This is a genomic window from Natrinema amylolyticum (assembly GCF_020515625.1).
In the GTDB taxonomy this organism is placed as follows: domain Archaea; phylum Halobacteriota; class Halobacteria; order Halobacteriales; family Natrialbaceae; genus Natrinema; species Natrinema amylolyticum.
Genome location: NZ_JAIWPJ010000001.1, coordinates 16,615 through 39,572 on the forward strand (window position 1 = coordinate 16,615; position 22,958 = coordinate 39,572).

Sequence of the window (22,958 nt, forward strand, 5' to 3'; positions counted from 1 at the left end):
TTGCGACGACTTTCTGCAGTCACCGCAACTGCTATCCGCTCGCCTCGAGCCCCAGCTGTCGCGCTACCGCGTCGCGAACCCGCTCGAGCACGACCGGGTTGTCGCTGGGCCGGCCGACACTGACCGCGTCTGCGCCGTAGTCGACGTACTCGCGGACGGTCTCGCCGCCGCGGACGCCGTTGTTGGCGATCACGAACAGGTCGGTCGCATCGACGACGTCGGCGATGACTGATTCGCTGTCCATCGCGTCGACGTGGACGAAGTCCGCACCAGCGCTCTCGAGGCCGCGAGCCAGGTCCGGCAGGTCGACGCCGGGGACCTCCGCGCGGACCTTCACGCCGACGGTCGCACCGGTCGCGGCCGCCCGATCGACGTATCGCGCGAGTCGCTCGCCGTCTCTCAGGAGCGTCTCCCCGCAGCCGACGGCGCAGAGTTCGTCCTGTCGGCAGTGGGCGTTGATCTCGAGGTACGCCTCCCGATCTCGACAGACGCGGGCGGCGTCGACGACGGGGTCGACGGTCGCGCTCCGGACGTTGAACGCCGGTTGAATCGGCGTTTCCGCGAGCGCCTCGAGTTCGCGGTCGATGAAGGCGAGCGGGTCGTCGGGCAGGAACTCGGTTCGATCCCGGTCGACGAGTTCGCGTGCGGCCGCGCGGGAGTCGGCGTCCAGGGCGATGCCGCCGAGGAACGCGGCACCGGCGTACTCGGCCCCGGCCCGCGCCCAGTCGGCGTCGGCCTCGCCGCTGAGACTCGCGAGCGCGAGCGGCGGTGTAAAGGGCAGTGTCGCAGTCATGTCAGTCCACGCGCCCGATTGCGTCGTCGACCGCTCGGATCACGCGCGCAGCATCTTCGCCGTCGTCGATCGCGATGTCCGTCCGGACCGTCGGCTGGTCGAAGTCGGCGTCGTCGCCGTCGTCGATCACGAAGGCGTCCGCGAACGGATAGGCCGTCGCGAGCCCCTCAGTGCTCGGCTCGGCGTTGACGGCCGCCATGAGGTCGCCCGCGGGCCCGGAGAAGGCGTCGTCGCCGAGGAACGGCGAGACGGCGACGACCGTCGTCTGGGCGAGCGCGTCGGCCACGCCCGGCAGCGCGAGCATCGGTCCGATACTGGTGACCGGGTTCGACGGGCCGATAACCACGGTGTCATCGAGCGCCTCGAGGACGCCCGGTGCGGGGTCGGCCTTCGAGGAGCCGCGGAACTCGACGGTGTCGACGGCCGGCTCGCCGCGGTGGGCGACCCAGTACTCCTGGAAGTGCATGACTCCCTCGTCGGTGTGGACGAGGCTGGCGACGGGGTCGTCGCTCATCGGGAGGAGATCGATCGTCAGCCCGAACGCGCTCGCGAGGCGTTCGGTCGCCTCGCTCAGCGTGTGACCCTCGTCGATGAGGCTCGTCCGCGTGATGTGGACGGCCCGGTCGCGGTCGCCGATCGTCATGAACTCGGCGACGCCCGAAAACCGCCGCCAGTTCGCGAGTTCTCGACCCTCGGTCTGTCTCTCGTCGGGCAGGTACTGCGGCCCCTCTGGCAGTCCCGCGGCCGACGCGATGTCGGAGAGCGCCGAGTTGGTTCGATGCGTGTCGCCCTCGATGCCCCACCACGTCTCTCGGTCGAGGATCCCACCGCCCTGAAACAGCAGCGTATCGACGTCCGGCGAGACGAAGAGCCCGCCGAGCTCGATGTCGTCGCCGGTGTTGGCGACGACCGTGGTCTCCTCCGGCGAGAACGCGGCGGCAGCGCCGTCTAACAGCTTTGGCGTTCCAGTGCCCCCGGAGAGGAAGGTTACCATACCTACACCTCTCGAGCGAGGGTACTTAATCGCTTTCGGCCGAACGCGGCGGCGGTCGGTGGCAGACGCTTCGAACCGCCGGTTCGACGCGAGCCGACCGGTCGCGGACGCCGTCGCTCACTCGACGACGACGGTTCCGATCATGCCGGCCGCCTCGTGGGGGATGCAGACGTACTCGTGTTCGCCGGTCGTCTCGAACGTCCGGACGTACGACTCGCCCGACTGAACCGCACCTTCGCCGTTCTCCCAGCCCTCGCGGGCAGCGTCCTCGCCGTCGAACCCGCCCGAGGCCCAGTAGTCGGCGGCATCCGGAATTCGGTCCTCGTAGGCCGAGACCGAGTGTGGCTCGCCGGCCGCGTGCGTCCAGGCGACGGTGTCGCCCCGTTCGACGGTGAGCGTCTCCGGCTCGAAGGCGACGGCCTGCATGTCGACGACGTGGTCGGCGTCGTCCGGAACGCCCTCGACGACGTTTGGGCCGCCCTCGAGGTCGGTCCCCGAATCGGACCTCTCGTCGGAGTCGGCCGTTCCGTCACCGCTCGGGGCGGCATCGGGCGCTCCGGCGACTGCGAACTGCGCCCGCAGCGCCGCCGTCGCGAACGTCTCAGCAGCTGCTTCGACCTCCGACCCGTCCTCGAGCGCCCCAATGTAGTCCTCGAGCGCCCCCTCGAAGCCCTCGTAGATCTCGTGGTCGGCCTCCTCGAGGAGTTCGTGGACCCGCGCTTGTTCGAACGACGCGAGCGCGTTCCCCGCGATCGACGCAGCGGCGTCGCCGAACGACCTGCCCGCGTCCGCGACGACGGTATAGATCGCTTCGATCGCCCGCTCGTTGAACGTCCGGGCCGCCGCGCTCACGTCTCCGCCGTCGGCCGCGGCGCTGCGGGCGTCGCCGAGCGCACCCTCGAAGGATTCGTAAAGGTCGTGGTCGGCCTCCTCGAGCGCCTCGTGGAAGCCCCCGGCACCGCGCTCGAAGTCCTCGAAGAGACCCTGCAGGACGCTTTCCGCGCGAGCGGCGTCGCCGAGGGTGTCCAGTACGCCCGCGTCGAACGCTCTGGCGGCCATGGCGCTGCTCCGGACGGCGCTGACCTGCGCGGTCGTTCCCGCGGTCGTCTCGAACTCGCCGAGCGCTTCCTCGAGTCCCTCGGTGTGTTCCTGGGCGGCCCCATCGTCCTCGCTCTCGAAGGCGTCGATCAGGCCCTGCAGGTGCTCCTCCTCGACGGTCTCGTAGAGATCGTGGTCGGTTTCCTCGAGCGTTTCGTGGAAGTCGGCCTCGTTTCGTTCGAAGGTTTCGAACAACTCGCGGGTGATCCCGGCGGCGACCCCGCTCTCGCCCTGGTAGTATCGCTCCAGCGCGTCTCCCAGCCGGGCTCGGAAGAAGGCCGCCTCGAGCAGGGCCGGTTCGACGCCGGTTCCCAGCGCCTCGATCCCGGTCACGAGCCCGTCGTCGATCGCGCTGACGGCGCTGTCGACGCCCTCGGGGTCGTCGTTCTCGATGGCCGTCGCGAGCGCGTCGAGTCCGTCTTCCTCGAACCGGTGGTAGGCGTCCTCGCTGGCCTCTTCGAGGGCCTCGTGTGCGCGGGCGCCCTCGAAGTGTGCGAAGGCGTTTTCGACGAGTTGCCCTGCCGCGTCCCGCTGTCCGCGCTCGAAGAGCCAGACGGCGTCGTAGGCCCGCGCCTGATAGCCGGTCAGTGCAGTCGCGTGGGCGAACGCCGTCGACGGCCCGCCCAGCCCCGCGAGCGCGGCGGCGTCCCAGCCGCGGGCCTGGTAGGTGGCGATCTGGCCGGCGCCCGCCGCCGACTCGGACGGCGCGAGGACGTACGCGCCGTCGTTGGCCGCCGCGAGCGCGTCCGCCACGTTCGAACGAACCCCCTCGAGGTCCTCGTCGGCCGCGGCCGTCGCGACGGCGTCGACGGCGCCTTCGAACTCCTCGTATACCTCGCTGTCGGCCTCGGCGATCGCGTCGTGGACGGCCGCCTCCTCGAACCGCTCGAGGGCGTCGGTCGCGATGGTCTCGGCGGCATCGAAGGCACCGGCGTCGGCGAGGACGACGGCGTCAGCAACGGTCGTCCCGAACGCCTGTAAATCGAGCGTCCGTGCCGTCTCCTCGCCGACGAGCGTCCTCTGAGCTCCGGCAAGTTCCTCGTCACCGATGACGGTCTCCTCGCGGGTCCGGTCGAGATCCGCGCGCTCGAGGCCCTCTCGCCGGAGTTCGCCGAGCGCTTCTTCGAACTCCTCGTAGCGATCGCGGTCGGTCTCCTCGAGGAGTTCGTGGGCGTTGTACTCGCCGCTGGCCGTCTCGAATCGTTCGAACGTGTCGCCGGCGATGGCGGCACCCGTTCCGGTCTTCCCGGCTTCCCCCGCCGCGAGCGCGTCCCACAGGCGGGCCCGCATCGCGTTCCACTCGGCGGCGACGGCCCTCTCCGCCGGTTCCGTCGTCGCCGACTCCTCGTCCCCGCTCGGTTCCCCTTCCGCCGACTCGTCCCCGTCGGACGAATCCGAACAGCCGGCGAGGCCGAGGCTCACGATCACAGCACCGCTCCCCTTCAACCACGTCCGTCGTGTCTGTCGCATATACTTTTAGGTTAGCCTAAAAATACAAATACTCTTCGTTTATTCCACGGCCCATATATGGAATAATAGTGTAGGAATGACTCGTTATACCACTAGAAAACACCTGGCGGCGGATCTGTTCCCGGTTATTTAGGTTGGCCTAAATTCCTTTGATCGAGAAGGTCACCGACATCCCGTAAACGGTTTCCCGAATATATTCCCGACGGCTCGTCGTCCCGTCCATATCGGCGAGCCGGCTCGGCACCGGCGTTCGCGTTCGAACCGTCACTCTCCGATCCAGTCCGCGAAACTCCCCTCGAGCAACGTCTCCGACTGCCGAGCCACGTATCGCTGTTGCATCTCCGTGATCGCCTCGGCGAGGTCCGCGCCGTCCTCGAGCGCCGCCCGCACCTGCTCGCGCTTCCAGCGGGCGGGCGTAACTCCCTGCCGGACGCGCCGCCGGAGCGGGTAGAGGTACTTTGCAGCGTCTTCCTCGCTCAGCCCGCGGTTGGTCAGCCCGTCCTCGGCGTGGGCCAGCAGATCCTCGTAGAGTGCGAGGCTGTCGGTGGTTTCCTTCCCGTCGTTGGTGATCCAGGTCATGTCGGCCTCGAGTCCGTCGACCATCGCGGCGTAGAAGTTCTCCCGAGCGATCTCCCAGTCGAGTTCGACGACGGGGTGCTCGAGGCGAGTCAGGCTCTCCATCAGGCCGGCGAAGGCGGCGAGGAAGGAGACCGAATCGCGGACCGTGGGCTGGGCGGGGATCGGGCGGAACTCGATGCGGGCGTTGGCGGCCGATCTGGTCGGACCGCCGAAGACCGGCCGGACCCACCGCCAGTAGGTGCCGTGTTTGCGGCTGAAGTGGGGAAACTGGTCGTCGAATCGCTCGCCGGGTTCGACCGGCATCGGGACGATGGTATCGTCGTCGGCGACGCGGTCGATCGCCTCGTCGACGGTCGCTAAGTCGTGCGGGAATCGGACCTTCCCCTCGCCCGTCGTGGGATCGTTGAGGACGGTCTCGAAGACGCTGATGCGGTGTTCCATCCAGCCGTCCCGGAGGATCTCGTCGGCGGTCGCGTCGTCGTCGTAGAGGTCGGCGGGGAAGAACGGGGAGTTGACCCCGAGCGCGAGGAGGGGGCCCGCGATCCGCAGGGCGTAATTAAAGTAGTCGGGCAGGTCGGGGGCGTGGGCCACCTGATAGTGTGGCTGGATCGACGTGATGAGACTCTCGGGCATGACGGTGTCGGCCTGCAGGGAGACGTGCGGGGCCTCGATGCGCATCCCCGCTGAGTCGGCCTGATCGGTGTTGGCCATCGCGTGATACCGAGCGGAGTCGCTCATGTTCGTCGCGATGCGGACCGACCGCTCGGTCCCGTCCGGTGCCGTCGCCGTTCGCTCGACGCTGTCGGTGAGATAGGTTCCCGCCGCTTCACCCTCCGGCGGAATCGTCCAGAGCGCGTCGCTGACCAGCCGCATCCGCTCGGAGTTCGTCACGTCGAGTGCCGTCTGCAACCGGGCCTTGACCTCCGACTCCTGGGCCGCCAGTCCCGGCGCGTTCAGCGGCTGCGGACTCGTCGTCATCTCCGCGTTGTGGAGGCCGAGCTCCTTCTCGAAGCCGATCAGCTCGAGCAGTCGGCGCGGAACCCGCCGCAGCGTGCAGTCGTCGGCCTTGACCGCGTAGAACTCGTACTCGAGGCCGACGATCGCCTGCGGGTTGTCGAAGACCCCCTCCTCGACGGCGTCTTTGATGACCGCCGCGTCTGCCTGGGCCCGTTCGCGGAAGTCGGCGGCGTCGACCGCCAACACGTCCGCGACCCGTGCGGCGAGTTCCTCTTCTGGCATATATCTCCGAGTGAGTGGCCAATCGTCTTTAAAGCACGTCTCTCGGGTCGCGGTCGCAACCCGTCTCAGAACCGTTTTACTCCCCGCGGCGATACACTCCGCCGATGGAGTTCGCCACGTTCGCCGACCGCGCCGGAACGATCGAGGCCGAACCCGCCGACCTCGAGATCGTGTCCCACGTCCGGGACCTGCTCGCCGAGGCCGGGGACGAGAGCGAGGAACGACGTTCCTCGAAGGATGCGGTGAAACCGCAGACTCTCGAGATCGTCGCGCGATTCGCACAGGGTCGGGTGTTCCCGGCCTGGGACTCGACGACGCTGGACATCGGGCCGAGCGCGTGTTACGAGGCGATCGCTCGTGCCGCGGGGACGAACGTGAGCAGCGACGACGTCGAGGACCGCCTCGCCGAGGTCGGCGAGATCGGCGACGTGGCGGCGAGTTACGAGTTCGGCGGCCAGCAGGGGCTGGGCGCGTTCACCGGCGGTGGCGGCGGTGCGGAGAGCGGCGCTGATGGAGGCAACGGCGGCGACCTCACCGTCCGCGAGGTCTACGACACGCTCGCGGAACTCGCCGCCGCCGAGGGATCGGGCAGTCAGGATCGGAAGGTCGACCTGTTGTTCGGCCTGTTCAACCGCTGCTCGAGCGAGGAGGCGCGCTACCTCGCGCGCATCGTCCTCTCCGAGATGCGCATCGGGGTCGGCGAGGGAACCGTTCGGGACGCGATCGCCGAGGCCTTCGACGTTCCAACGGATCGAGTCGAGCGTGCGCTACAGGTCTCGAACGACTACGGGCGGGTTGCGCGGATCGCGCGGGACGAGGGCCTCGAGGGACTGGACGCCATGGAACTCGCGGTCGGTCGGCCGGTACAGGCGATGCTCGCGCAGGCGGGGACGGTGACCGACGCGCTCGAGGAGTGGGAAGAGGCCGCCGTCGAGTGGAAGTACGACGGGGCCCGGGTGCAGTTGCACCACGATCCCAGTGGACTCGGCGAGTCCGACGGATCGACGGCGGAGACTCGCGTCTTCTCGCGGAACATGGAGGAGGTCACCGATGCCCTGCCGGAAGTCGTCGAGTTCGCCGCGGCTCACCTCGAGGAGCCCGCGATCCTCGACGGCGAGGTCGTCGCGATCGACGAGGACGGCTCGCCGCTTCCCTTCCAGGAGGTGCTCAAGCGGTTCCGACGGAAACACGACGTTGCGAAGGCCCGCGAGGACGTCTCGGTGCGACCGGTCTTTTTCGACTGTCTGCACGCCGGCGGTGAGGACCTGCTCGCGGAGCCGCTGACGACGCGCCACGACCGGCTCCGATCGGTGCTGATCGACGGCGACGTTGACGCCGACTCCGTCGATGATGACGATATCGAAGGGCTCTCCCTGCTCTGGCGGACCGACGACCCCGACGAGATCGAGTCGATCGACGCCGACGCGCTCAAGGCCGGCCACGAGGGAATCATGCTCAAGAACCCCGACTCGACGTACTCGCCGGGCCGGCGGGGCAAACACTGGCGCAAGCGCAAACCGGACGTGGAGACGTTGGACTGCGTCGTGACGGGTGCCGAATGGGGCGAGGGCCGACGCGCGACCTTCCTCGGCACGTTCGAACTCTCGGTACGCGCGGGCGACGACTTGGAAACCGTCGGCAAGGTTGCGACCGGGATCACCGACGAGAAACTCGCGGAACTCACCGAGTTACTCGAGCCCCACATCACCACCGAGGAGGGACAGGCGGTCGAACTCGAGCCCGCGGTCGTCTTCGAGGTCGGCTACGAGGAGATTCAGTCCTCGCCGACCTACTCGTCGGGCTACGCGCTGCGGTTCCCGCGGTTCGTGGGAGTCCGGTCCGACAAGGATCCCGAGGACGCGGACTCGCTCGAGCGCGTCGAACGGCTCCGCGCGTAGCGACTCCCGGCTCTGCGAGGTTGTCGATCTCACCCGCGGTAGCGGCGGCGAAACCGGGAGTACAATGCCGCTTTCGGAACGCTTGATAACGGTTATCGGAAAGACAGACCGTGTCCCGTACTCGACTCTTCGCCTCCCTGTGCGGTCTCGTCTTTCTCCTCAACCTCGCGCGGATTATCTTCGCCCCGCTGTTGGACGTCTTCATCACCGAGTTCGCGATCGGCGAGGCGACGGCCGGTCTCATCGTGACCCTCGCGTGGGTCGGGAGCGCGTCCCCGCGGCTGCCCGCCGGCTGGCTGCTCACGAGGGTCCCGAGGCATCACGTCGTGCTCGGTTCCGGGACGATCCTCGCGGTCGCCTCGGGACTCGCCGCGAACGCGACGACCGTCCGACACCTACTGATCGGCGCGTTCCTCATGGGCATTGCCTCCGGCGTCTACTTCGTCGCGGCGAACCCGTTACTGAGCGAACTGTTCCCGTCGCGGGTCGGCCGCGCGATGGGGATCCACGGCGCCGCCGCCCAGATCGGCGCGGTGGCCGCCGCCCCGTTCGTCGCGCTCACGCTGCTGGTCGACTGGCGACTCTCGCTGTGGGTGATCGCCGCCGGCGCGGCGCTGCTGACTGCCACAACGTGGGTCACCGCGCGACGGACCGAGATGCCGGCGGCGGGCGATGCCGACCGGGAGTTCGTCGCCGGCGTGCTCTCGGAGTGGCGGCTCATCGCGACGGCGCTGGCGATCGTCGGTCTGACCTCGTTCGTCTGGCAGGGGGTGTTCAACTTCTACGAACTGTACATGCAGTCGAAGGGGCTCTCGAGCGGTGCGGCGGGCACGCTGCTCACGATCGTCTTCGCCGCCGGCGTCCCCGCGTTCTTCTTCAGCGGCGATCTGGCCGATCGGTTTCCCCACGTGCCGTACCTGCTCGGAATCGTCGGGACGTTCGCCGCGACGCTGCTCCTGTTGACGGCCGTCGAGGGCTTTCTCGCGCTGGCCGTCCTCAGCGCGGCTATTGGGATCGTCATCCACGCGCTGTTCCCGGCCACAGACGCGTACCTCCTCGACACGCTCCCGGACTCGACGCGGGGCAGCGCCTACGCCGCGTTCAGCTCCGCCTGGATGCTTACGCAAGCGCTGGGCTCGTTCGCCCTCGGGCTGGTCCTCGAACGCGGCTACACCTACGACGGGGTATTCGCCGGCGCCGCGCTCCTCCTCGGTGCCACGGTCGTCGGTCTCGTGGCCCTCGAGCGGACCGGACGACTCCCGGGCTGACCCGTCGCCGGTCGAGACTCGCCGCAGCTGATGCCGCGGGATTCGGTCCCGAGCGTTCGGGCTGCGACGAGGTCTCGCCGTCCACCGTCCCGAAGATAGGTAAGCACCCTTAAGACCCGCGACCGACAGGATTGGCGTATGCAACCGCGCGACCTGTCCGATCACGTCGCATACGAGGCGGGTCGAGGCATCGAGGAGGTCGCCCGCGAACTCGGGCGCGATCCCTCGGAGTTCATCAAACTCGCCTCGAACGAGAACCCGCACGGCCCCTCGCCGGCCGCCGCCGTAGCCATCCGCGAGACGGCCTCGAGCGTGAGTTCCTACCCCAAAGCCGCCCACGCCGATTTGACCGCCGCCGTCGCTGACCGTTGGGACGTCAGCGACGAGCAAGTCTGGCTGGCCAACGGCGGCGACGGGGCAATCGACTACCTCCACCGGGCGGCCCTCGAGCCGGGAGACGACGTCCTCGTTCCCGCGCCCGGCTTCGCCTACTACGGGATGAGCTCCCGCTTTCACCACGGCGACGTTCGGGAGTACGAACTCGAGCGCGAGGACGACTTCGCCCAGGACGCCGAGACCGTTCTCGGGGCCTACGACGGCGATCGATTGCTCTTCGTTACGAGCCCGCACAACCCCACCGGCTCGACGATGCCGCTCGCGGATGTCGAGCGCCTCGCCGACGAAACCGCCGACGAGACGCTGATCGTGGTCGACGAGGCCTACGGCGAGTTCGCCGACCGGGACAGCGCCGTCGCGCTGATCGAGGGCCGCGACGGATTCGACGCCCGCGACGACGTCGCGGTCCTGCGGACGTTCTCCAAGGCCTACGGGCTGGCCGGCGTTCGCCTCGGCTACGCCGTCGTTCCCGACGAGTGGGGCGACGCCTACGCCCGCGTGAACACGCCCTTCGCAGCGAGTGAGCTCGCCTGCCGGGCCGGTCTGGCCGCCATCGACGACGACGAACACGTCCGGCGCACCGTCGAGACAGCGGTCGAGTCACGCGCGTACATGCGCGAGAACATCGACGCTCACGTCTGGGAGAGCGAGGGGAACTTCGTCCTCGTCGACGTCGGCGACGCCGTGGCCGTCAGCGAGGAAATGCAAGAGCGGAGCGTCATCGTCCGCGACTGCTCGAGCTTCGGCCTCCCGGGCTGTATCCGCATCACCTGTGGCACCGCCGAAGAGACCGAGCGGGCGGTCGCGACGCTCAACGACGTGCTCGCCGATCTCGACGTCGCGCCGGAGTCGACGGACGAGGCCGAGGACCCGGACGCGGAGGTGGCCGACCCGTGAGAATCGCCGTCACCGGCACCCCCGGAACCGGAAAGACGACCGCGACGGAACTGCTCGAGTCCCGGCTAGCCGATGCGGAGACGGCCGCCGACCGCGAGTCGACGCCCGACCTCGAGGTGATCCACCTCAACCGAGTGCTCGAGGAGGAGGGGCTCTACACCGAGGTCGACGCCGACCGCGAGAGCAAGATCGCGGATCTCGAGGCGCTGAGCGAGTGGCTCGCGGGCCGCGACGACGTCGTGATCGAATCGCATCTCGCCCATCACGTCGACGCCGACCGGATCGCCGTCCTTCGGTGTCACCCCGAGACGCTCGAGGAGCGGCTGCTCGAGCGCGGCGAGACCGACGCGAAGGCCGCCGAAAACGCAGAGAGCGAGGCTCTGGACGTAATTCTCTCGGAAGCGGTCGAGGAACACGGCCTCGAGTCGGTCTACGAGATCGACACGACCGATCGCGATCCGGCGGCCGTCGCGGACGAGCTCGCGGCGGTCGCGGCGGGCGAGCGCGACCCGAGCGCCGGCGAAGTCGACTTCGTGGGGTATCTCACGTGACGCTCGACAAGTTCCGGCCGTACGTCTCGCGCTTTCTCGACCCGTTCGTCAAGGGGTTCGACCGCGTCGGGATGACGCCTAACGGGGTGAGCGTCGTCGCGTTCGGGATGGCGATCCTGGCCGCGGGCGCGTTCGCCCTCGGCGGCCTCGAGGCTCCGATCTGGTACGTCGTGGCGGCGATACTGGTCTTCCTGAACGGCTGGCTGGACATCGTCGACGGCGCGCTCGCGCGAGAACAGGAGGTCGCCTCGGCCGGCGGCGACCTGCTCGATCACGTCCTCGATCGGTACGCGGATATCGTCGTCATCGCGGGGCTGGCCGCGGGCATCGAGGACTATCTGCTGGGCTTCGCCGCAGTGACCGGCGTCGTGATGACCTCGTATCTGGGGACGCAGGCCCAAGCCGTCGGCCTCGACCGGGTCTACGGCGGACTCGTCGGCCGTGCGGACCGACTGGCGATCATCGGGATCGCCGGCTTTCTCGCCTATCCGCTCGCGGGGACGACTCTCGGTGGCGTCACGCTGGTCGGCTGGCTGCTGGTCTTCCTCGCGGTCGTCGGCCACCTGACGGCGCTCCAGCGGTTCTACTACTCCTGGGCCGCCCTCGAATAGACCCGTTTCGGCCCGGTAATCGGATGTTTTGACGGCGCGGAGCCGCGCCGCATGCTTTATCCCTCACCGCGATATAGAGACCGACATGGTTCAGTGCGAGATGTGTGGGGCCGAGACGTCGTCCCCGAACACCATCAAAGTCGAGGGCGCGAAGCTAGACGTGTGTTCGAACTGCACGGACTTCGGCACTGAAGTCAAAGACACGTCGAGTTCGAGCGGGTCGACGAAGTATTCGACCGGGTCGAGTTCGTCCTCGTCGAGCGGGGGTGGCCAGTCGAGCGCCTCGAGCGGGAGTTCTTCGCGTTCGAGCGGCTCGAGCCAGCGCCGCTCGGACATGTTCGACGACATGGACGAACTCGCGACTGATTACGACGATCGCGTCCGAAACGCTCGCGAGGACAAGGGACTCAGCCAGTCCGATCTCGCGAACGAACTCAACGAGAAGGCCAGCCTGATCCGCAAGATCGAGCGCGGTGACACGCTGCCGAGCGACGATGTACAGACGAAACTCGAGGACTTCCTCGAGATCAGCCTGAGCGCGGAGGGCAGTTCCGGCGAGGACTCGGAGTGGTCCGGCGGCTCCTCGACGGGGAGTTACACGCTGGGCGACGTCGTCAAGCGCAAGGACTGACGCCGACGGCCGTCTCCGTCCTCGATACCGCCGCCGACTCGCAAACTATTTCTTTCGTGCGGGTGCCGTTGCCGATATGTTCGTCCTCGTTAATCTGAAGACGTATCCGTGTGACCCGATCGAAGTCGCGGAAGCCGTCCGCGACGTCAACGATGCGACCGATGCCCGTCTGGCAGTCGCGCCGCAGGCGGCCCACATCGAGCGCGTCGCCGAGACGGGCGCGGAGACGTGGGCCCAACACGTCGATTCGATCGAGCACGGGAGCAACACCGGCCACGCGCTCGCCGAGAGCGTCGCCGACGCCGGCGCAGTCGGGACCCTGATCAACCACTCCGAGCGCAGACTGAAACTGGCCGACATCGACGGTGCCGTCCGAGCGGCCGAGCGGGCGGGTCTCGAGACGGTCGTCTGTGCGAACAATCCGGCCCAGATCGGTGCGGCCGCCGCCCTGGGGCCGAACGCCGTCGCCGTCGAGCCGCCTGAACTCATCGGCACCGGCACGCCGGTCAGTCAGGCCGACCCCGACGTCGTCGAAGACGCCGTCGAGGCGGCGGCGAACGTCGACTCCGAGGTGTCGGTCCTCTGTGGTGCGGGCATCAGTACGGGCGACGATGTCGTCGCTGCCGGCGAGCTGGGCGCCGAGGGGGTCTTGCTCGCCAGCGGCGTCGCGAAGGCCGACGATCCCGAGGCGGCGCTCGAGGACCTCGTCGAACCGCTCTGATCCCGGATTTCGACCCCGACCGCGTACCGACGCCGCGGACAGCGCCGACCGACTTTTCTCGACGCCCGCCGAATGACGGAATATGACCGACGACGGATCCGGACCCGAGAGCGATCTCGGGGCCGAGAACGAGTCCGAAGCGGGGGAGCGATCCGTGGCCGTCACGCTCGAGAACCGACTGATGAGTCACGGGCTCTACGTGACTGACGTTCGATGGATGGCGGAGACCGAGCCGCCCGGCGACGACGGGGCCGGGATCGAACTCGAGTACGAGGCCGTCTCCGAAGCGCCCGCCGTCACGAGCGACGAGGTCGGGGCCGTCCTGCGGACGCTCCTGACCATCGGCGACGAACGGGAGTGGACGCCAGGCCGGCTCGAAGTGACGTCACTGACGACCGATGGCGACGTCCGCGGGTGGTGGTACGTCGAACGCGAGTGGTTCGAGCGGCTCGGTTCGGACCTCTCTCAAGTCGAGTTCTCCGAGCGGGTGCTATCTACCGTTAAAAATTACCGACACGAACGAGACAGTCGTTAAATACGATACCGGGGATAGATTAATGATGGCTCATACGCCTGTGTATCGTAGACGATCCAATGACTGGAGAGCAGGTGTACGTTTCGCACGCGCCCGGTAACCTCGAGCTCGTTCAGGACCTGTTCTCGACGGTCAAGAACTTCCCGTTCGGCGTCCACATCGCGCTCGAGGAGATCGAGTCCGGCCGCTCCCGGAAGCGACTTGAGGGCCGCCTCGCCAACAGCGATCTCGTCGTCGCGGTGCTGACCGAGGACGCGGCCGGGAACACGTGGATCAATCAGGAGGTCGGCTACGCGGTGGCGAAAGGAATTCCCGTCTTGCCGGTCCGCGACGACGGAGTCAGTTGTCGCGGGTTCATCAGCGACGTCGAAGGCGTGACGATCGATCGGGGAGACCTCTCGGTCACCATCTTCAACCTGCTCTGTCGGCTCCGGAGCGAGCTCGCGCCGCTGGGGGCGCTGTCGGTCCCGAACTGGTACATCCGATTCCCCTGTACGATCCCCGACTGCGACCAGCCGGTTACGCTCGAACTCGAGCAGGGGCAGACGAAACTCTGGAAACTCCACGATCACGGGAAACACCTGACGGCGTCGTGTGCGGTCTGCGAATCGACGTACTACTTCGACCCGGCGACGATCGGCTTCACCGGCAGGAAGGACGGCGTCGCCGCTCAATCCTCTCGGAGCCGTTCGTAGGCCTCGGTAACGAGACCGAACGCCGATCGACTGCCGGTTTGACGGTCGGGATGGGCGCGCTTCACCTGCCCGTGGAACGCCTCGCGGATCGCGTCGTCGCTCGCGTCCGCGTCGACGCCGAGTACCTCGCGGGCTCTTCTCTTCCGCATGGCGACGTCGACGACGATACCGTCTGCCTCGGCCTCGGCCTTGCAGTCGGGACAGAGCCGTTCGGTCCGGTCGTCGATCGTGGTGACGCGAAAGCGTTCCTCGGCGACCCGCTCCCGGCACTGACTACAGATGGCTCGGTTCTCGTCGGACTCCCCGTCGGTCGGGTCCGATGCGGCCGTGTCCGATCCGCGGGTCGTCGCACCGCCGGTATCGCCGTCGCCGCCTTCGTCATCGCCGTCGGCACCATCGTCACTGTCGGTGCCGCCGTCATCGCCGGCACCGTCGCGATCAGGCGCTTCGGCCGCACACGACCGGCAGCAGGTCAGGACGGTCCCGTCGTCGAGCACGACCTCCTCGAGGTCGTCTGCGAGAGTGGTTTCGGTACAGCCGTCACACGTCTCTCGACGTTGATCGAGCGAGCCGGCCGTTCGCGCGGCCGCTCTCGCATGTGGTTCACACGCCGGACAGCACGCGACCCGTTCGCCGTCCGGCATCGTCACTGTCGTCAGGTTCTCGAGTGCGACCGAACGGTCGCACCCGTCACAGCCGGTCCGCCGATCGCCGACCACGCCCATTGCTCGAGCGGTTCGGGGTCGTCCCATATTAGTTCTTCTGCTGACAGTCACGGCCGTCGGCATCCCGTCGCGGCGAGACCGTCTCGACGTTCGACGCGACCGGGACACCGAGTCGGGGGGACGAGTGCGTAGGATCGGCCTACCTACCGGGTGGAATTCCCCGCCGCGTGGGTGCCGTCAGTGAACGGTGTCGATAACAAAGTGGCTTCCCGTCGACCGACCGATCGTGCGAGGCGACCCTCGCACGGAGACGCTCTGTCCGTTGGACGGCGCTCGGCGGCCGACCGTCGCCGAGTTCCTCCTCTCCTGTCAGGGATTCAGTGGCCGCCGCGACCGAGACGGATTCGGTCCGTGGCTCGGCCGAATTCATTTATCGATCGTCGATCAGCCACGTCTCGGTCTCGGGCCCGATCGAGCGGAACCGGGAAATCAATACGACCGCGGAACCGACGGTCGAATATGGACACGGCAGTTCAGACGGGAGTCCGTGACAGCGCGGCCGGTCGCGCGCGAATCGCCGCCGGCGCGGTCGACGTCGTCCTCGTCGCCGCGATGGTTCTCTACGGCTACGTCGATCACGGTGGCGATCCGATCGCCGCCCCGCTCGCGGCGCTCGAGACGATCGCACCGTTCGTAATCGGCTGGCTCGCCGTCGCAGTGATTGCAGACGTGTACGCGCGCGATCGTCTCCTGGGACGAGACGAACTCCGACTGACGGCGATCGCCTGGATCGCGGCGGCTAACGTCGGACTCATGATCCGGGGGTCGCCGCTGTTTCAGGGCGGCACGAGTTGGCCGTTCCCGGTCGTGATCACCGTCTCCGTGCTCGTCGTGTTGCTCGGATGGCGGCTCGGCTACGCCCTGTTTCTATCAGCGTCGAAGTAAGTCGCCGCGGCGCTGCTTGCTATCACTAACGTGAGCGATATTCGATCGATCCGTCACTGTTCCGGCTACTCTCATTGGGCCGTACGACTCCTCTCGGAGAGGAATATCATCGGACACGTTATTCCGATCGCTGATGACCGTTTCCCGAGCAGCAACATATCACTATACTGTGGTAGGATCGTTTTCTATAAGTTATAGAAATCCATTGCAAAGGATTTCCATTGTATACGAGTCCACCACGAACCGATTATGGGAAACACTTATATGGTTATTCCACATACTATAGGATAGATTATGACTGGATATTACGACATTGTTCTCGGCCTCATCCCAGTCGCACTGCTCGGTATCACCGCGGCCCTCACCGTCGTCGGGATGTCGGTGACCACGGCGGTCCCGCTCGGATCGCTGGTCGCGATGGGAATTATCGGGCACGCAATGTTCGTCAATACGCCGGCTGACACCGCCGACGAGCCCCGATCCACGCAGTCTCCGATCAACGCGGACTGATTCTCTCGTCTCTCTGTCTCTATCCCCGCTTTCGGTTCTTTTTCCCCGCTCCGTTCCGTGTTGTTCGGTATGACCGAGACGCTGTTTCTGACCAGTGCAGACGTCGATTCGCTCGCGACGCCGGCCGAATACGTCAACGCCGTCCGTGATGGGTATCGCCAGCGCGGCGAGGGCGCGCCCGCTCAGCCGCGGTCGAAGTTCCTCCGCGGCGATCCCGAGGGAATGCTCACGAGCTACGCCGCCGTCCTCCCGGAGACGGGCGCGATGGGCGGGTACATGTACAGCTCCGGATTCGGTGCTGTCGACGCCTGGTTCATGACGCCGCTGTTCGACGCCGAGAGCGGCGCGCCGCTCGCCCTGCTCGACGGCGCGAGCATGAACCCCTTCAAGACCGGCGCAGCGGGTGCTGTCGGCGTCGACGAACTCGCCCGCGCGGACGCCGACACGCTCGCGGTCATCGGTAGCGGCGCGCAAGCGCGGGGCCAACTCCGCGCGACCGCGACCGTCCGCGACTTCGCCGAGGTGCGGGTCTACTCGCCGACGCCCGAGAATCGCGACTCGTTCGCGGCCGACTTCGACGACGATCTCGCGGCCGACGTTCGCGCGGTCGACTCGAGCACCGCCGCCGTCACGGGCGCGGACGTCGTGATCACGGCGACGAAAGCGAGCGAGCCGGTCTTCGACGGCGACGACCTAGAGCCCGGCACGCACGTCACCGCGATGGGTCAGTACTCGCCGGACAAGCGCGAGCTGGACGCGACGACGATCGAGAAGGCGACGTACGTCCCAGACCTCCGCGAGCGGGCGACGTTCGACGCCGGCTCGTTCATCCAGGCGCTCGAGGAGGGAGCGATCACCGAGGACCACGTCCACGCGGAACTGGGCGAGGTCGTCGCCGGGAACGAACCCGGCCGAACGAGCGAGGACGAGATCACGGTCTTCGACAGCGGCGGGACGGGCATCGAGACGGTCGCCGCGGCGTATCTGCTCTACGAGCGCGCCAGCGACCAAGGACTCGGACAGACGATCGAGTTCGCACCGGCGAGCGAGGCGCTGACCGGGAACTAGGTGGTCGGGAGCGCAGTTCTCAGGAGACTCGAGTGGAGCGGCGAACGATGGAGTTACGTTATGAGCGAAAACAGGATATAGGCTCCGCTGAGCGACAGTACCGGAGTGAGTACCCAGAGGACGACGATCCGAGCCGTGGCCGCGGGGTCGAACAGACTTTCGGCGGACAGTTCGGTCGGCCGCTCCTCGCCGATCGGCGGCACGCCGCCGTCCGAGACCTGTTCGTCCGGGTCGGGGGCGTCCCCCTCGGAGAGTTCGCCGACCGTCGGGCTCGCAGGTGTGTCATCGGTAGTGTCGGTCGGTGGGGCCGTGAGTGCGCCCGTCGTCAACTCCGGGGCCGGCTCCTCGGTCGGCGCGGGAGTAGCTATTTCGACGAGCGTCCGCGCGCGACTCGCTCGCCCCCAGCCCAGGCCGATGATACAGGACGTCGTGCTCACTGCGAGACTGGCCGGAATCCCGAGCCAGGAGAGGACGGTGATGATCGTCGCCCCCACTGTCGAAACGATAAGCGCCGCCAGGATCGGAAGGTCGGTGATGTCGTTGCCGACCGTCGCCAGCGTCCGTCGGGCGATCGTGAACCCGCCGAGACTGATCGACCCGACCGCTAGGAGAATCGCCGGGTCGGCGGCGATACTCCCGCTACCGACCAGCGGCGCGACCGCGTTCGCGGCGTTCGAGGCCCCGGCACTGAACCCCATGTAGCAAGCGATCGCGATCACCAGCGTCGCCCCGCCCAGATCTCTGGACGCCGCGTTCTGGTTGATTCTGGGACGGGGGATCGTCCCCCGGGTATCGATGGCGATCAACGGATCCCGAAGGCGACCGAACGCGAACTTGGCGTCGAGATAGGGGTACAGATACCGACCGATGACGGCCCCCACCGAAGCGGCGATCAACGGGGCGACGATCCACGCGGAGAGGATCGTGAACATCAGAGCGGCGTCGAGCGTCCCCGTCGCCAGCCCGAGCCCGACGATGGCACCGACCGCAGTCATCGACGTCGACGCCGGGACGCCGTACACGTTCGATATCAGGAGGGAGAGTCCGGTGAAAAAGAGGACGCCCACACTCGCTTCGGGCGAGAAGACCGCCGCGTCGACGATTTCGTTGCTCATCGTATCGATGACGTTCCGCCCGACCGTCCACGCCCCAACGAACGCGAACACGGTAAACAGCGCCGCGGCGGTGACCTTTCTGACGATCCGACTCCCGACTGCCGGTCCGAAGGCGACACCCGTCGAGGAGCCGCCGATGTTGTACCCGACGAACACCGCCACCAGTAACCCGATGATGAGTAATGGCTCCGCCATGCGCTGTTCTTTGTGGGAGGAAAGGAGAAACCCTGCCCCGTAGGTCCGGGTTACATCCGTCGACGCCGTCGGCAGTCGATATCACGGAGTCGACGACGGGAACTCGAGCCCGCTACTCGCCTGCGGGCCGAATCTTGAACCCGTATCGGGTGACGCCTTCCTGGGTGTAGATCCGGCGGATCGTCGTCTCGATCCGGTCACCGACCGCGAAGTCAGCGGGATCCGCGTCGGTCCCCATCGCCGGGGCGCTGACGGTCTCGTTGCCCCCGTCAGTCTCGAGCGCGACGATCGCGGCCGCGTAGTCGCCCGCCTTCGCCTGCTGTTCGGCGAACTCCGGCGGTGCGCCGCCCTGGGAGATGGTCGTCACGGCCTCGATCGTTCCCTCGCCCGCGAGTTCGATGGGCTCGTAGTCGGCGAGCGCGCCGCAGTCGTCACAGGACCCTTCCGGTGGGAACGAGAGCGCGCCGCACTCCGAACAGCGGCCGGCCTCGAGCCGGTAGCGCTGGGGAATCGAGCGCCGCCAGGAGGGGACGCTGACGTACGCGCCGCCGCCCGACGGCGGGCCCGTGGTCACGACACCGCGCTGGCGCAGATACTCCGCGTAGGAGAGCGGATCGTCGCCCTCGAGTGCGGTCACGGCCGGCACGTCGCCGTCTCTTCGGTGTGTCTCCGACGCACCGCTCTCGACGACGAACGCGTCCGCGCCCGCACCGCTACCGTGAGAGACGGCGAGGACGGAGTCGTACCCGTCCTCGAGCGCCGTCGCGAGCGACAGCGGAACGCTCGCCGCGCCGAGGTCGCCGAGGTCGTGGACCGTCGCGGCGGCCTGGATCTCGTCTGTTCCGACGCCGACCGCGCCGGCCGCGCGGTAGGGGAGTTTCCCGTCCGGTGCCTGGATCGCGGCCGCTTCGGGGTCGACCTCGACCTCGAGGCCAGCGACGGCACCGCCGATCGTCTCGGTAAACGCCTGCCGGTCGTACTGGGTGACGCCCAGTTCCCGCGTCTCGTCCTCGCCGGTGTTGCGGAATCGGGTCCCCGGATACGGCGCGGCGTACTCGGCGCGGTCGACGATCTCGGCCGGGCCGTCGCGCTCGAGGACGAACGCGGCCCCGCCGGCTCCGGCGGCGTGGTCTACCCCGTCGTCGGGGTCGCCCTTCGGCGCGTCGGCCGCGACGACGAGCGCAGTGGTCGACTCGGCCTCGAGCGCGTCCAGACCGGCCCAGAGCGCACGCGTTCCGGCCCGCGTGCTGCCAGTGAAGACCTGCCGGGTCGCCGACTCGGAGAGAGCGAGCATCGCACCCAGTCGGGCGGTCGGGTCCTCCTCGGCCTCCGGCGGCCGCGAGGAAGCGAACGCGAGCCAATCGATTTCGTCGGGATCGGTCTCGGCCGCCTCGAGCGCCCGCGTCGCGGCCTCGTAGCCCATCGTCAGGGCGTCCTCGTCGGCCGAGGGGACGGCCTTCTCGTTCACGCCGGCGGCGTGGAACTGGCCCCACGCCTCCTCAAAGGCCTCGCTACTGATGCGGAATCGCGGCGCGTACGCGCCGACGCCGGTGATCGCGCTCATTACGCGCTCACCTCCGTCTCCTTCTCGAAGATGTGAATCACGGACGCGCCACCGCTGCCGCCGACGTTGTGGGTCAGTCCGCGAGTCGGACTTTCGACCTGTCGCTCGCCCGCTTTGCCCGAGAGCTGTTTGTAGGCCTCGACGACCTGACCGGCGCCCGTCGCGCCGATGGGGTGGCCCTTGGACTTGAGGCCGCCGGAGGTGTTGACCGGCAGTTCGCCGCCGAGTTCGGTCGCGCCGGACTCGATGAGCTGCCCGGCCTCTCCCTTCTCACAGAAGCCCAGATCCTCGTACGCGAGCAGTTCCGCGATCGCGAAGCAGTCGTGGACCTCCGCGAAGTCCAGTTCGTCGGGCTCGACGTCGGCCATCTCGTAGGCCGACTCGGCCGCTCGCTGACTCGCCGGCACGCCGGTGTAGGTGTCCCGCTGGAAGAGGCCGACGTTGTCGCTGCCGGCACCGACGCCGGCGACGCGGATGGGGTCGTCAGTGTAGTCGTCGACGACGTCTTCGCTGACGATGAGGGTACAGGCCGCGCCGTCCGAGGTCGGACAGCAGTGATAGAGGTTGAGCGGGTCCGCGACGACCGGCGCGGACTGGGCGTCCTCGAGCGAGCACTCGAAGCCTAACTGGGCGTGCGGGTTCTTGGCCCCGTTCGCGTGGTTCTTGACGGCCACCCGCGAGAGCTGTTCCCGCGTGGTGCCGTACTGCTCCATGTGAACGCTGGCCATCTGGGCGTAGACGCCGGAGAACGTGGTGCCCGAGAGCCGCTCCCACTCGGTCTCCCCGGAGACCCCGAGCCAGTACTTCGTCGCGTCCGAACTCATGTCCGACATGATCTCGAACCCGCCCGCGAGGACGACGTCCGCCATCCCCGACTTGACGGCCTGAACGGCCTGTCGCACGGCGAAGCCACTGGCCGCGCAGGCGTTCTCGACCCGCGTCGTCGGGACGCCGTCGAGACCGACGTGTTCGGTCACCGCGGGCCCCGAGAGACCGAGCTGGCGGCCGCCGACCCCGAGGTTGCCGACGAACGCCTCGTCGACGTCCTCGGCCTCGAGTCCCTTCGGTACGCTGTCCGTCGCCGCGTCGAACGCCGTGCGGAACAGTGACCGGTAGCTCTCCGAGGGGAAGGCCCCGTAATCCGACTGTCCCGCGCCGACGAGATATGCGTCTCGCATACACACCCTTTCGCGATCCAAGTGAAATAAATGTCCGATACGAGCGGACCGGGCCGAACAGGCCGTTTCGAAGGGGTTCACGACCGTTCCGATGTGCGAAACCGATCTCGAATTTACCTGGCCGTTTCGAAACCGCCGTCGCGAACGCCTCGAGCGGTGGTCGGGTCGAGACAGGGACAGAAACGAGACGTCCAGATCCAGCGTTCGTCGCTACTGAGACGCGACGCGGGATTCAAGCGTCTCGTTCCCATATACCGACTATGTCCCGCGCGGCCGAGCTCGTGTCCGCCCTCGAGCGGACCGACTCGTTGGCGATCGTCTGCCACGACAATCCGGATCCGGACTGTCTCGCTAGTGCGCTCGCGCTCGAGGCGATCGCGCGCGATCACGCGGTCGCGGACGTGACGATCGCCTACGGCGGCGAGATCTCCCACCAGCAAAACCGCGCGTTCGTCAACTTACTCGAGATCGACCTGCAGACGCTGTCGAAGACTTCGATCGGGGACTACGAGAGCGTCGGGTTCGTCGACCACACGAGGCCGGGAGCGAACACCGAAATACCGGCGAGCGTCACTCCCGACATCGTCGTCGATCACCATCCGGGCGAGTCGGCGGACGCCGCGTTCGAGGACGTTCGCCCCGAGTACGGCGCGACGGCGACGATCTTCATCGAGTACCTGCAGGAACTCGAGGTCGACCTGACGTCGCGGCTCGCCTCCGCTTTGCTCTTCGCGCTCCACCGGGAACGCCTGGACTTCGTCCGCGAACCCACGCGACGCGAGTACGAGGCCGCGCTCGCGGTCTACCCCGACGCGGAACTCGAGATCCTGGAACAACTGTACGGCAGCGCGTTCTCGCCGGGGACGCTGGACGCGATCGGACGAGCCATTGCTAGCCGGGAACGGCGAGGGTCGTCGCTCGTCGCGAGCGTCGGCAAGACCGGCGAAACGGACGCGCTGCCGCAGGCGGCGGACTACCTGCTGAACCTCGAGGGGGTCGATACGGTGCTCGTCTACGGCATCATCGACGACGCGATCCGGTTGAGCGGTCGCTCGATCGATCCGCGGGTTCACATCGGCGAGACGCTGGAGGAGGGGTTCGACGAACTGGGCGCGGTCGGCGGTCACCACGACATGGCCGGCGGCCGGATCGAACTCGGGCTCTTCGCGGACGAGGACAACGATGAGGACGAACTGCTCGCGTTCGTCGGCGGCCGGCTCACCCGCCGCTTTTTCGACGCGCTGAACCTCGACGATTGACGGCGACGGGATCGTCGGGACGAGACGTGTCGCGACGGGATCATCGAGACGAGACGTATCGGCGACGTGAATCGCTGAGACGA

The 22,958-nt window shown here is 67.6% G+C and carries 21 protein-coding genes; 13 read left to right on the top strand and 8 right to left on the bottom strand.

The window, feature by feature from the left end; all coding sequences use genetic code 11:
* Positions 1–31: 31 nt before the first annotated feature.
* The 4 genes from LDH66_RS00100 to LDH66_RS00115 form a co-directional block, all read right to left on the bottom strand.
* Complete coding sequence (locus LDH66_RS00100) at positions 32–793, bottom strand: tRNA-dihydrouridine synthase (RefSeq protein ID WP_226479052.1); 762 nt, start codon at positions 791–793, stop codon at positions 32–34.
* 1 nt (position 794) lies between these two features.
* On the bottom strand, positions 795–1,787 hold the full coding sequence (cofD, locus tag LDH66_RS00105; RefSeq protein ID WP_226479053.1) for a 2-phospho-L-lactate transferase: 993 nt from the start codon (positions 1,785–1,787) through the stop codon (positions 795–797).
* A gap of 117 nt (positions 1,788–1,904) precedes the next feature.
* Positions 1,905–4,355, bottom strand: a complete 2,451-nt coding sequence (locus tag LDH66_RS00110) for a DUF5059 domain-containing protein (RefSeq protein WP_226479054.1) — start codon at positions 4,353–4,355, stop codon at positions 1,905–1,907.
* 264 nt (positions 4,356–4,619) lie between these two features.
* Positions 4,620–6,173 carry a glutamate-cysteine ligase family protein gene (locus LDH66_RS00115; protein ID WP_226479055.1) on the bottom strand — a complete coding sequence of 518 codons (1,554 nt, stop codon included), beginning with the start codon at positions 6,171–6,173 and terminating at the stop codon, positions 4,620–4,622.
* 104 nt (positions 6,174–6,277) lie between these two features.
* Here LDH66_RS00115 and ligA point away from each other — a divergent pair, with 104 nt between their 5' ends.
* The 9 genes from ligA (at position 6,278) to LDH66_RS00160 (ending at position 14,376) form a co-directional block, all read left to right on the top strand.
* Entirely contained in the window at positions 6,278–8,071 is a 1,794-nt protein-coding gene (gene ligA, locus LDH66_RS00120; RefSeq protein WP_226479056.1) for an ATP-dependent DNA ligase LigA, read from the top strand.
* A gap of 110 nt (positions 8,072–8,181) precedes the next feature.
* Positions 8,182–9,339, top strand: a complete 1,158-nt coding sequence (locus LDH66_RS00125; protein ID WP_226479057.1) for an MFS transporter — start codon at positions 8,182–8,184, stop codon at positions 9,337–9,339.
* A gap of 138 nt (positions 9,340–9,477) precedes the next feature.
* Complete coding sequence (gene hisC / locus LDH66_RS00130; protein ID WP_226479058.1) at positions 9,478–10,632, top strand: histidinol-phosphate transaminase; 1,155 nt, start codon at positions 9,478–9,480, stop codon at positions 10,630–10,632.
* On the top strand, positions 10,629–11,183 hold the full coding sequence (locus LDH66_RS00135; protein WP_226479059.1) for an adenylate kinase family protein: 555 nt from the start codon (positions 10,629–10,631) through the stop codon (positions 11,181–11,183). The genes hisC and LDH66_RS00135 overlap by 4 nt, the downstream gene beginning before the upstream one ends.
* Positions 11,180–11,794 (top strand): CDP-alcohol phosphatidyltransferase family protein, encoded by a 615-nt coding sequence (locus LDH66_RS00140; RefSeq protein WP_226479060.1) that lies wholly within the window; start codon positions 11,180–11,182, stop codon positions 11,792–11,794. The genes LDH66_RS00135 and LDH66_RS00140 overlap by 4 nt, the downstream gene beginning before the upstream one ends.
* A gap of 85 nt (positions 11,795–11,879) precedes the next feature.
* Positions 11,880–12,425 (top strand): multiprotein bridging factor aMBF1, encoded by a 546-nt coding sequence (locus LDH66_RS00145; protein WP_319004328.1) that lies wholly within the window; start codon positions 11,880–11,882, stop codon positions 12,423–12,425.
* A 76-nt stretch (positions 12,426–12,501) separates the two neighbouring features.
* Entirely contained in the window at positions 12,502–13,146 is a 645-nt protein-coding gene (tpiA, locus tag LDH66_RS00150; RefSeq protein ID WP_226479061.1) for a triose-phosphate isomerase, read from the top strand.
* An 82-nt stretch (positions 13,147–13,228) separates the two neighbouring features.
* The gene (locus tag LDH66_RS00155) at positions 13,229–13,681 is read left to right on the top strand and encodes a DUF8159 domain-containing protein (protein ID WP_226479062.1); all 453 of its coding nucleotides are present in this window, start codon (positions 13,229–13,231) and stop codon (positions 13,679–13,681) included.
* A 59-nt stretch (positions 13,682–13,740) separates the two neighbouring features.
* A complete protein-coding gene (locus LDH66_RS00160) occupies positions 13,741–14,376 on the top strand; it encodes a toll/interleukin-1 receptor domain-containing protein (RefSeq protein ID WP_226479063.1) in 636 nt (211 codons plus the stop codon).
* Here LDH66_RS00160 and LDH66_RS00165 read toward each other — a convergent pair.
* Positions 14,352–15,101, bottom strand: a complete 750-nt coding sequence (locus LDH66_RS00165; protein ID WP_226479064.1) for a J domain-containing protein — start codon at positions 15,099–15,101, stop codon at positions 14,352–14,354. The two genes, LDH66_RS00160 and LDH66_RS00165, sit on opposite strands and share 25 nt — an antisense overlap.
* 459 nt (positions 15,102–15,560) lie before the next feature.
* Here LDH66_RS00165 and LDH66_RS00170 point away from each other — a divergent pair, with 459 nt between their 5' ends.
* From LDH66_RS00170 to LDH66_RS00180, 3 genes are all read left to right on the top strand, one after another.
* Complete coding sequence (locus LDH66_RS00170) at positions 15,561–15,986, top strand: DUF3054 domain-containing protein (protein WP_226479065.1); 426 nt, start codon at positions 15,561–15,563, stop codon at positions 15,984–15,986.
* Between the two features lie 294 nt (positions 15,987–16,280).
* Positions 16,281–16,496 carry a DUF8015 family protein gene (locus tag LDH66_RS00175; RefSeq protein WP_226479066.1) on the top strand — a complete coding sequence of 72 codons (216 nt, stop codon included), beginning with the start codon at positions 16,281–16,283 and terminating at the stop codon, positions 16,494–16,496.
* Between the two features lie 69 nt (positions 16,497–16,565).
* Positions 16,566–17,564: an ornithine cyclodeaminase family protein gene (locus tag LDH66_RS00180; RefSeq protein ID WP_226479067.1), complete on the top strand. Its 999-nt coding sequence runs from the start codon at positions 16,566–16,568 to the stop codon at positions 17,562–17,564.
* 53 nt (positions 17,565–17,617) lie between these two features.
* Here the strand turns inward: LDH66_RS00180 and LDH66_RS00185 are convergent, their stop codons facing one another.
* From LDH66_RS00185 to LDH66_RS00195, 3 genes are all read right to left on the bottom strand, one after another.
* On the bottom strand, positions 17,618–18,874 hold the full coding sequence (locus LDH66_RS00185) for an inorganic phosphate transporter (protein WP_226479068.1): 1,257 nt from the start codon (positions 18,872–18,874) through the stop codon (positions 17,618–17,620).
* A gap of 112 nt (positions 18,875–18,986) precedes the next feature.
* A complete protein-coding gene (locus LDH66_RS00190) occupies positions 18,987–20,438 on the bottom strand; it encodes a zinc ribbon domain-containing protein (protein WP_226479069.1) in 1,452 nt (483 codons plus the stop codon).
* A complete protein-coding gene (locus LDH66_RS00195; RefSeq protein WP_226479070.1) occupies positions 20,438–21,616 on the bottom strand; it encodes a thiolase domain-containing protein in 1,179 nt (392 codons plus the stop codon). Before LDH66_RS00195 ends, LDH66_RS00190 begins: the two co-directional genes overlap by 1 nt.
* Positions 21,617–21,876: 260 nt before the next feature.
* Between LDH66_RS00195 and LDH66_RS00200 the strand changes: the two genes are divergently transcribed.
* Positions 21,877–22,875 carry a DHH family phosphoesterase gene (locus LDH66_RS00200; RefSeq protein ID WP_226479071.1) on the top strand — a complete coding sequence of 333 codons (999 nt, stop codon included), beginning with the start codon at positions 21,877–21,879 and terminating at the stop codon, positions 22,873–22,875.
* The last annotated feature ends 83 nt before the right edge of the window (positions 22,876–22,958 follow it).

What these genes read in the sequence shown, in the direction of transcription:
- hisC (WP_226479058.1), top strand. Translation starts at nt 9,478, where the DNA reads ATGCAACCGCGCGACCTGTCCGATCACGTCGCATACGAGGCGGGTCGA.
- tpiA (WP_226479061.1), top strand. Translation starts at nt 12,502, where the DNA reads ATGTTCGTCCTCGTTAATCTGAAGACGTATCCGTGTGACCCGATCGAA.
- LDH66_RS00195 (WP_226479070.1), bottom strand. Translation starts at nt 21,616, where the DNA reads ATGCGAGACGCATATCTCGTCGGCGCGGGACAGTCGGATTACGGGGCC.
- ligA (WP_226479056.1), top strand. Translation starts at nt 6,278, where the DNA reads ATGGAGTTCGCCACGTTCGCCGACCGCGCCGGAACGATCGAGGCCGAA.
- LDH66_RS00110 (WP_226479054.1), bottom strand. Translation starts at nt 4,355, where the DNA reads ATGCGACAGACACGACGGACGTGGTTGAAGGGGAGCGGTGCTGTGATC.
- LDH66_RS00170 (WP_226479065.1), top strand. Translation starts at nt 15,561, where the DNA reads ATGGACACGGCAGTTCAGACGGGAGTCCGTGACAGCGCGGCCGGTCGC.
- LDH66_RS00115 (WP_226479055.1), bottom strand. Translation starts at nt 6,173, where the DNA reads ATGCCAGAAGAGGAACTCGCCGCACGGGTCGCGGACGTGTTGGCGGTC.
- LDH66_RS00200 (WP_226479071.1), top strand. Translation starts at nt 21,877, where the DNA reads ATGTCCCGCGCGGCCGAGCTCGTGTCCGCCCTCGAGCGGACCGACTCG.
- LDH66_RS00190 (WP_226479069.1), bottom strand. Translation starts at nt 20,438, where the DNA reads ATGAGCGCGATCACCGGCGTCGGCGCGTACGCGCCGCGATTCCGCATC.
- LDH66_RS00180 (WP_226479067.1), top strand. Translation starts at nt 16,566, where the DNA reads ATGACCGAGACGCTGTTTCTGACCAGTGCAGACGTCGATTCGCTCGCG.
- LDH66_RS00160 (WP_226479063.1), top strand. Translation starts at nt 13,741, where the DNA reads ATGACTGGAGAGCAGGTGTACGTTTCGCACGCGCCCGGTAACCTCGAG.
- cofD (WP_226479053.1), bottom strand. Translation starts at nt 1,787, where the DNA reads ATGGTAACCTTCCTCTCCGGGGGCACTGGAACGCCAAAGCTGTTAGAC.
- LDH66_RS00155 (WP_226479062.1), top strand. Translation starts at nt 13,229, where the DNA reads ATGACCGACGACGGATCCGGACCCGAGAGCGATCTCGGGGCCGAGAAC.
- LDH66_RS00175 (WP_226479066.1), top strand. Translation starts at nt 16,281, where the DNA reads ATGACTGGATATTACGACATTGTTCTCGGCCTCATCCCAGTCGCACTG.
- LDH66_RS00145 (WP_319004328.1), top strand. Translation starts at nt 11,880, where the DNA reads ATGGTTCAGTGCGAGATGTGTGGGGCCGAGACGTCGTCCCCGAACACC.
- LDH66_RS00100 (WP_226479052.1), bottom strand. Translation starts at nt 793, where the DNA reads ATGACTGCGACACTGCCCTTTACACCGCCGCTCGCGCTCGCGAGTCTC.
- LDH66_RS00165 (WP_226479064.1), bottom strand. Translation starts at nt 15,101, where the DNA reads ATGGGCGTGGTCGGCGATCGGCGGACCGGCTGTGACGGGTGCGACCGT.
- LDH66_RS00185 (WP_226479068.1), bottom strand. Translation starts at nt 18,874, where the DNA reads ATGGCGGAGCCATTACTCATCATCGGGTTACTGGTGGCGGTGTTCGTC.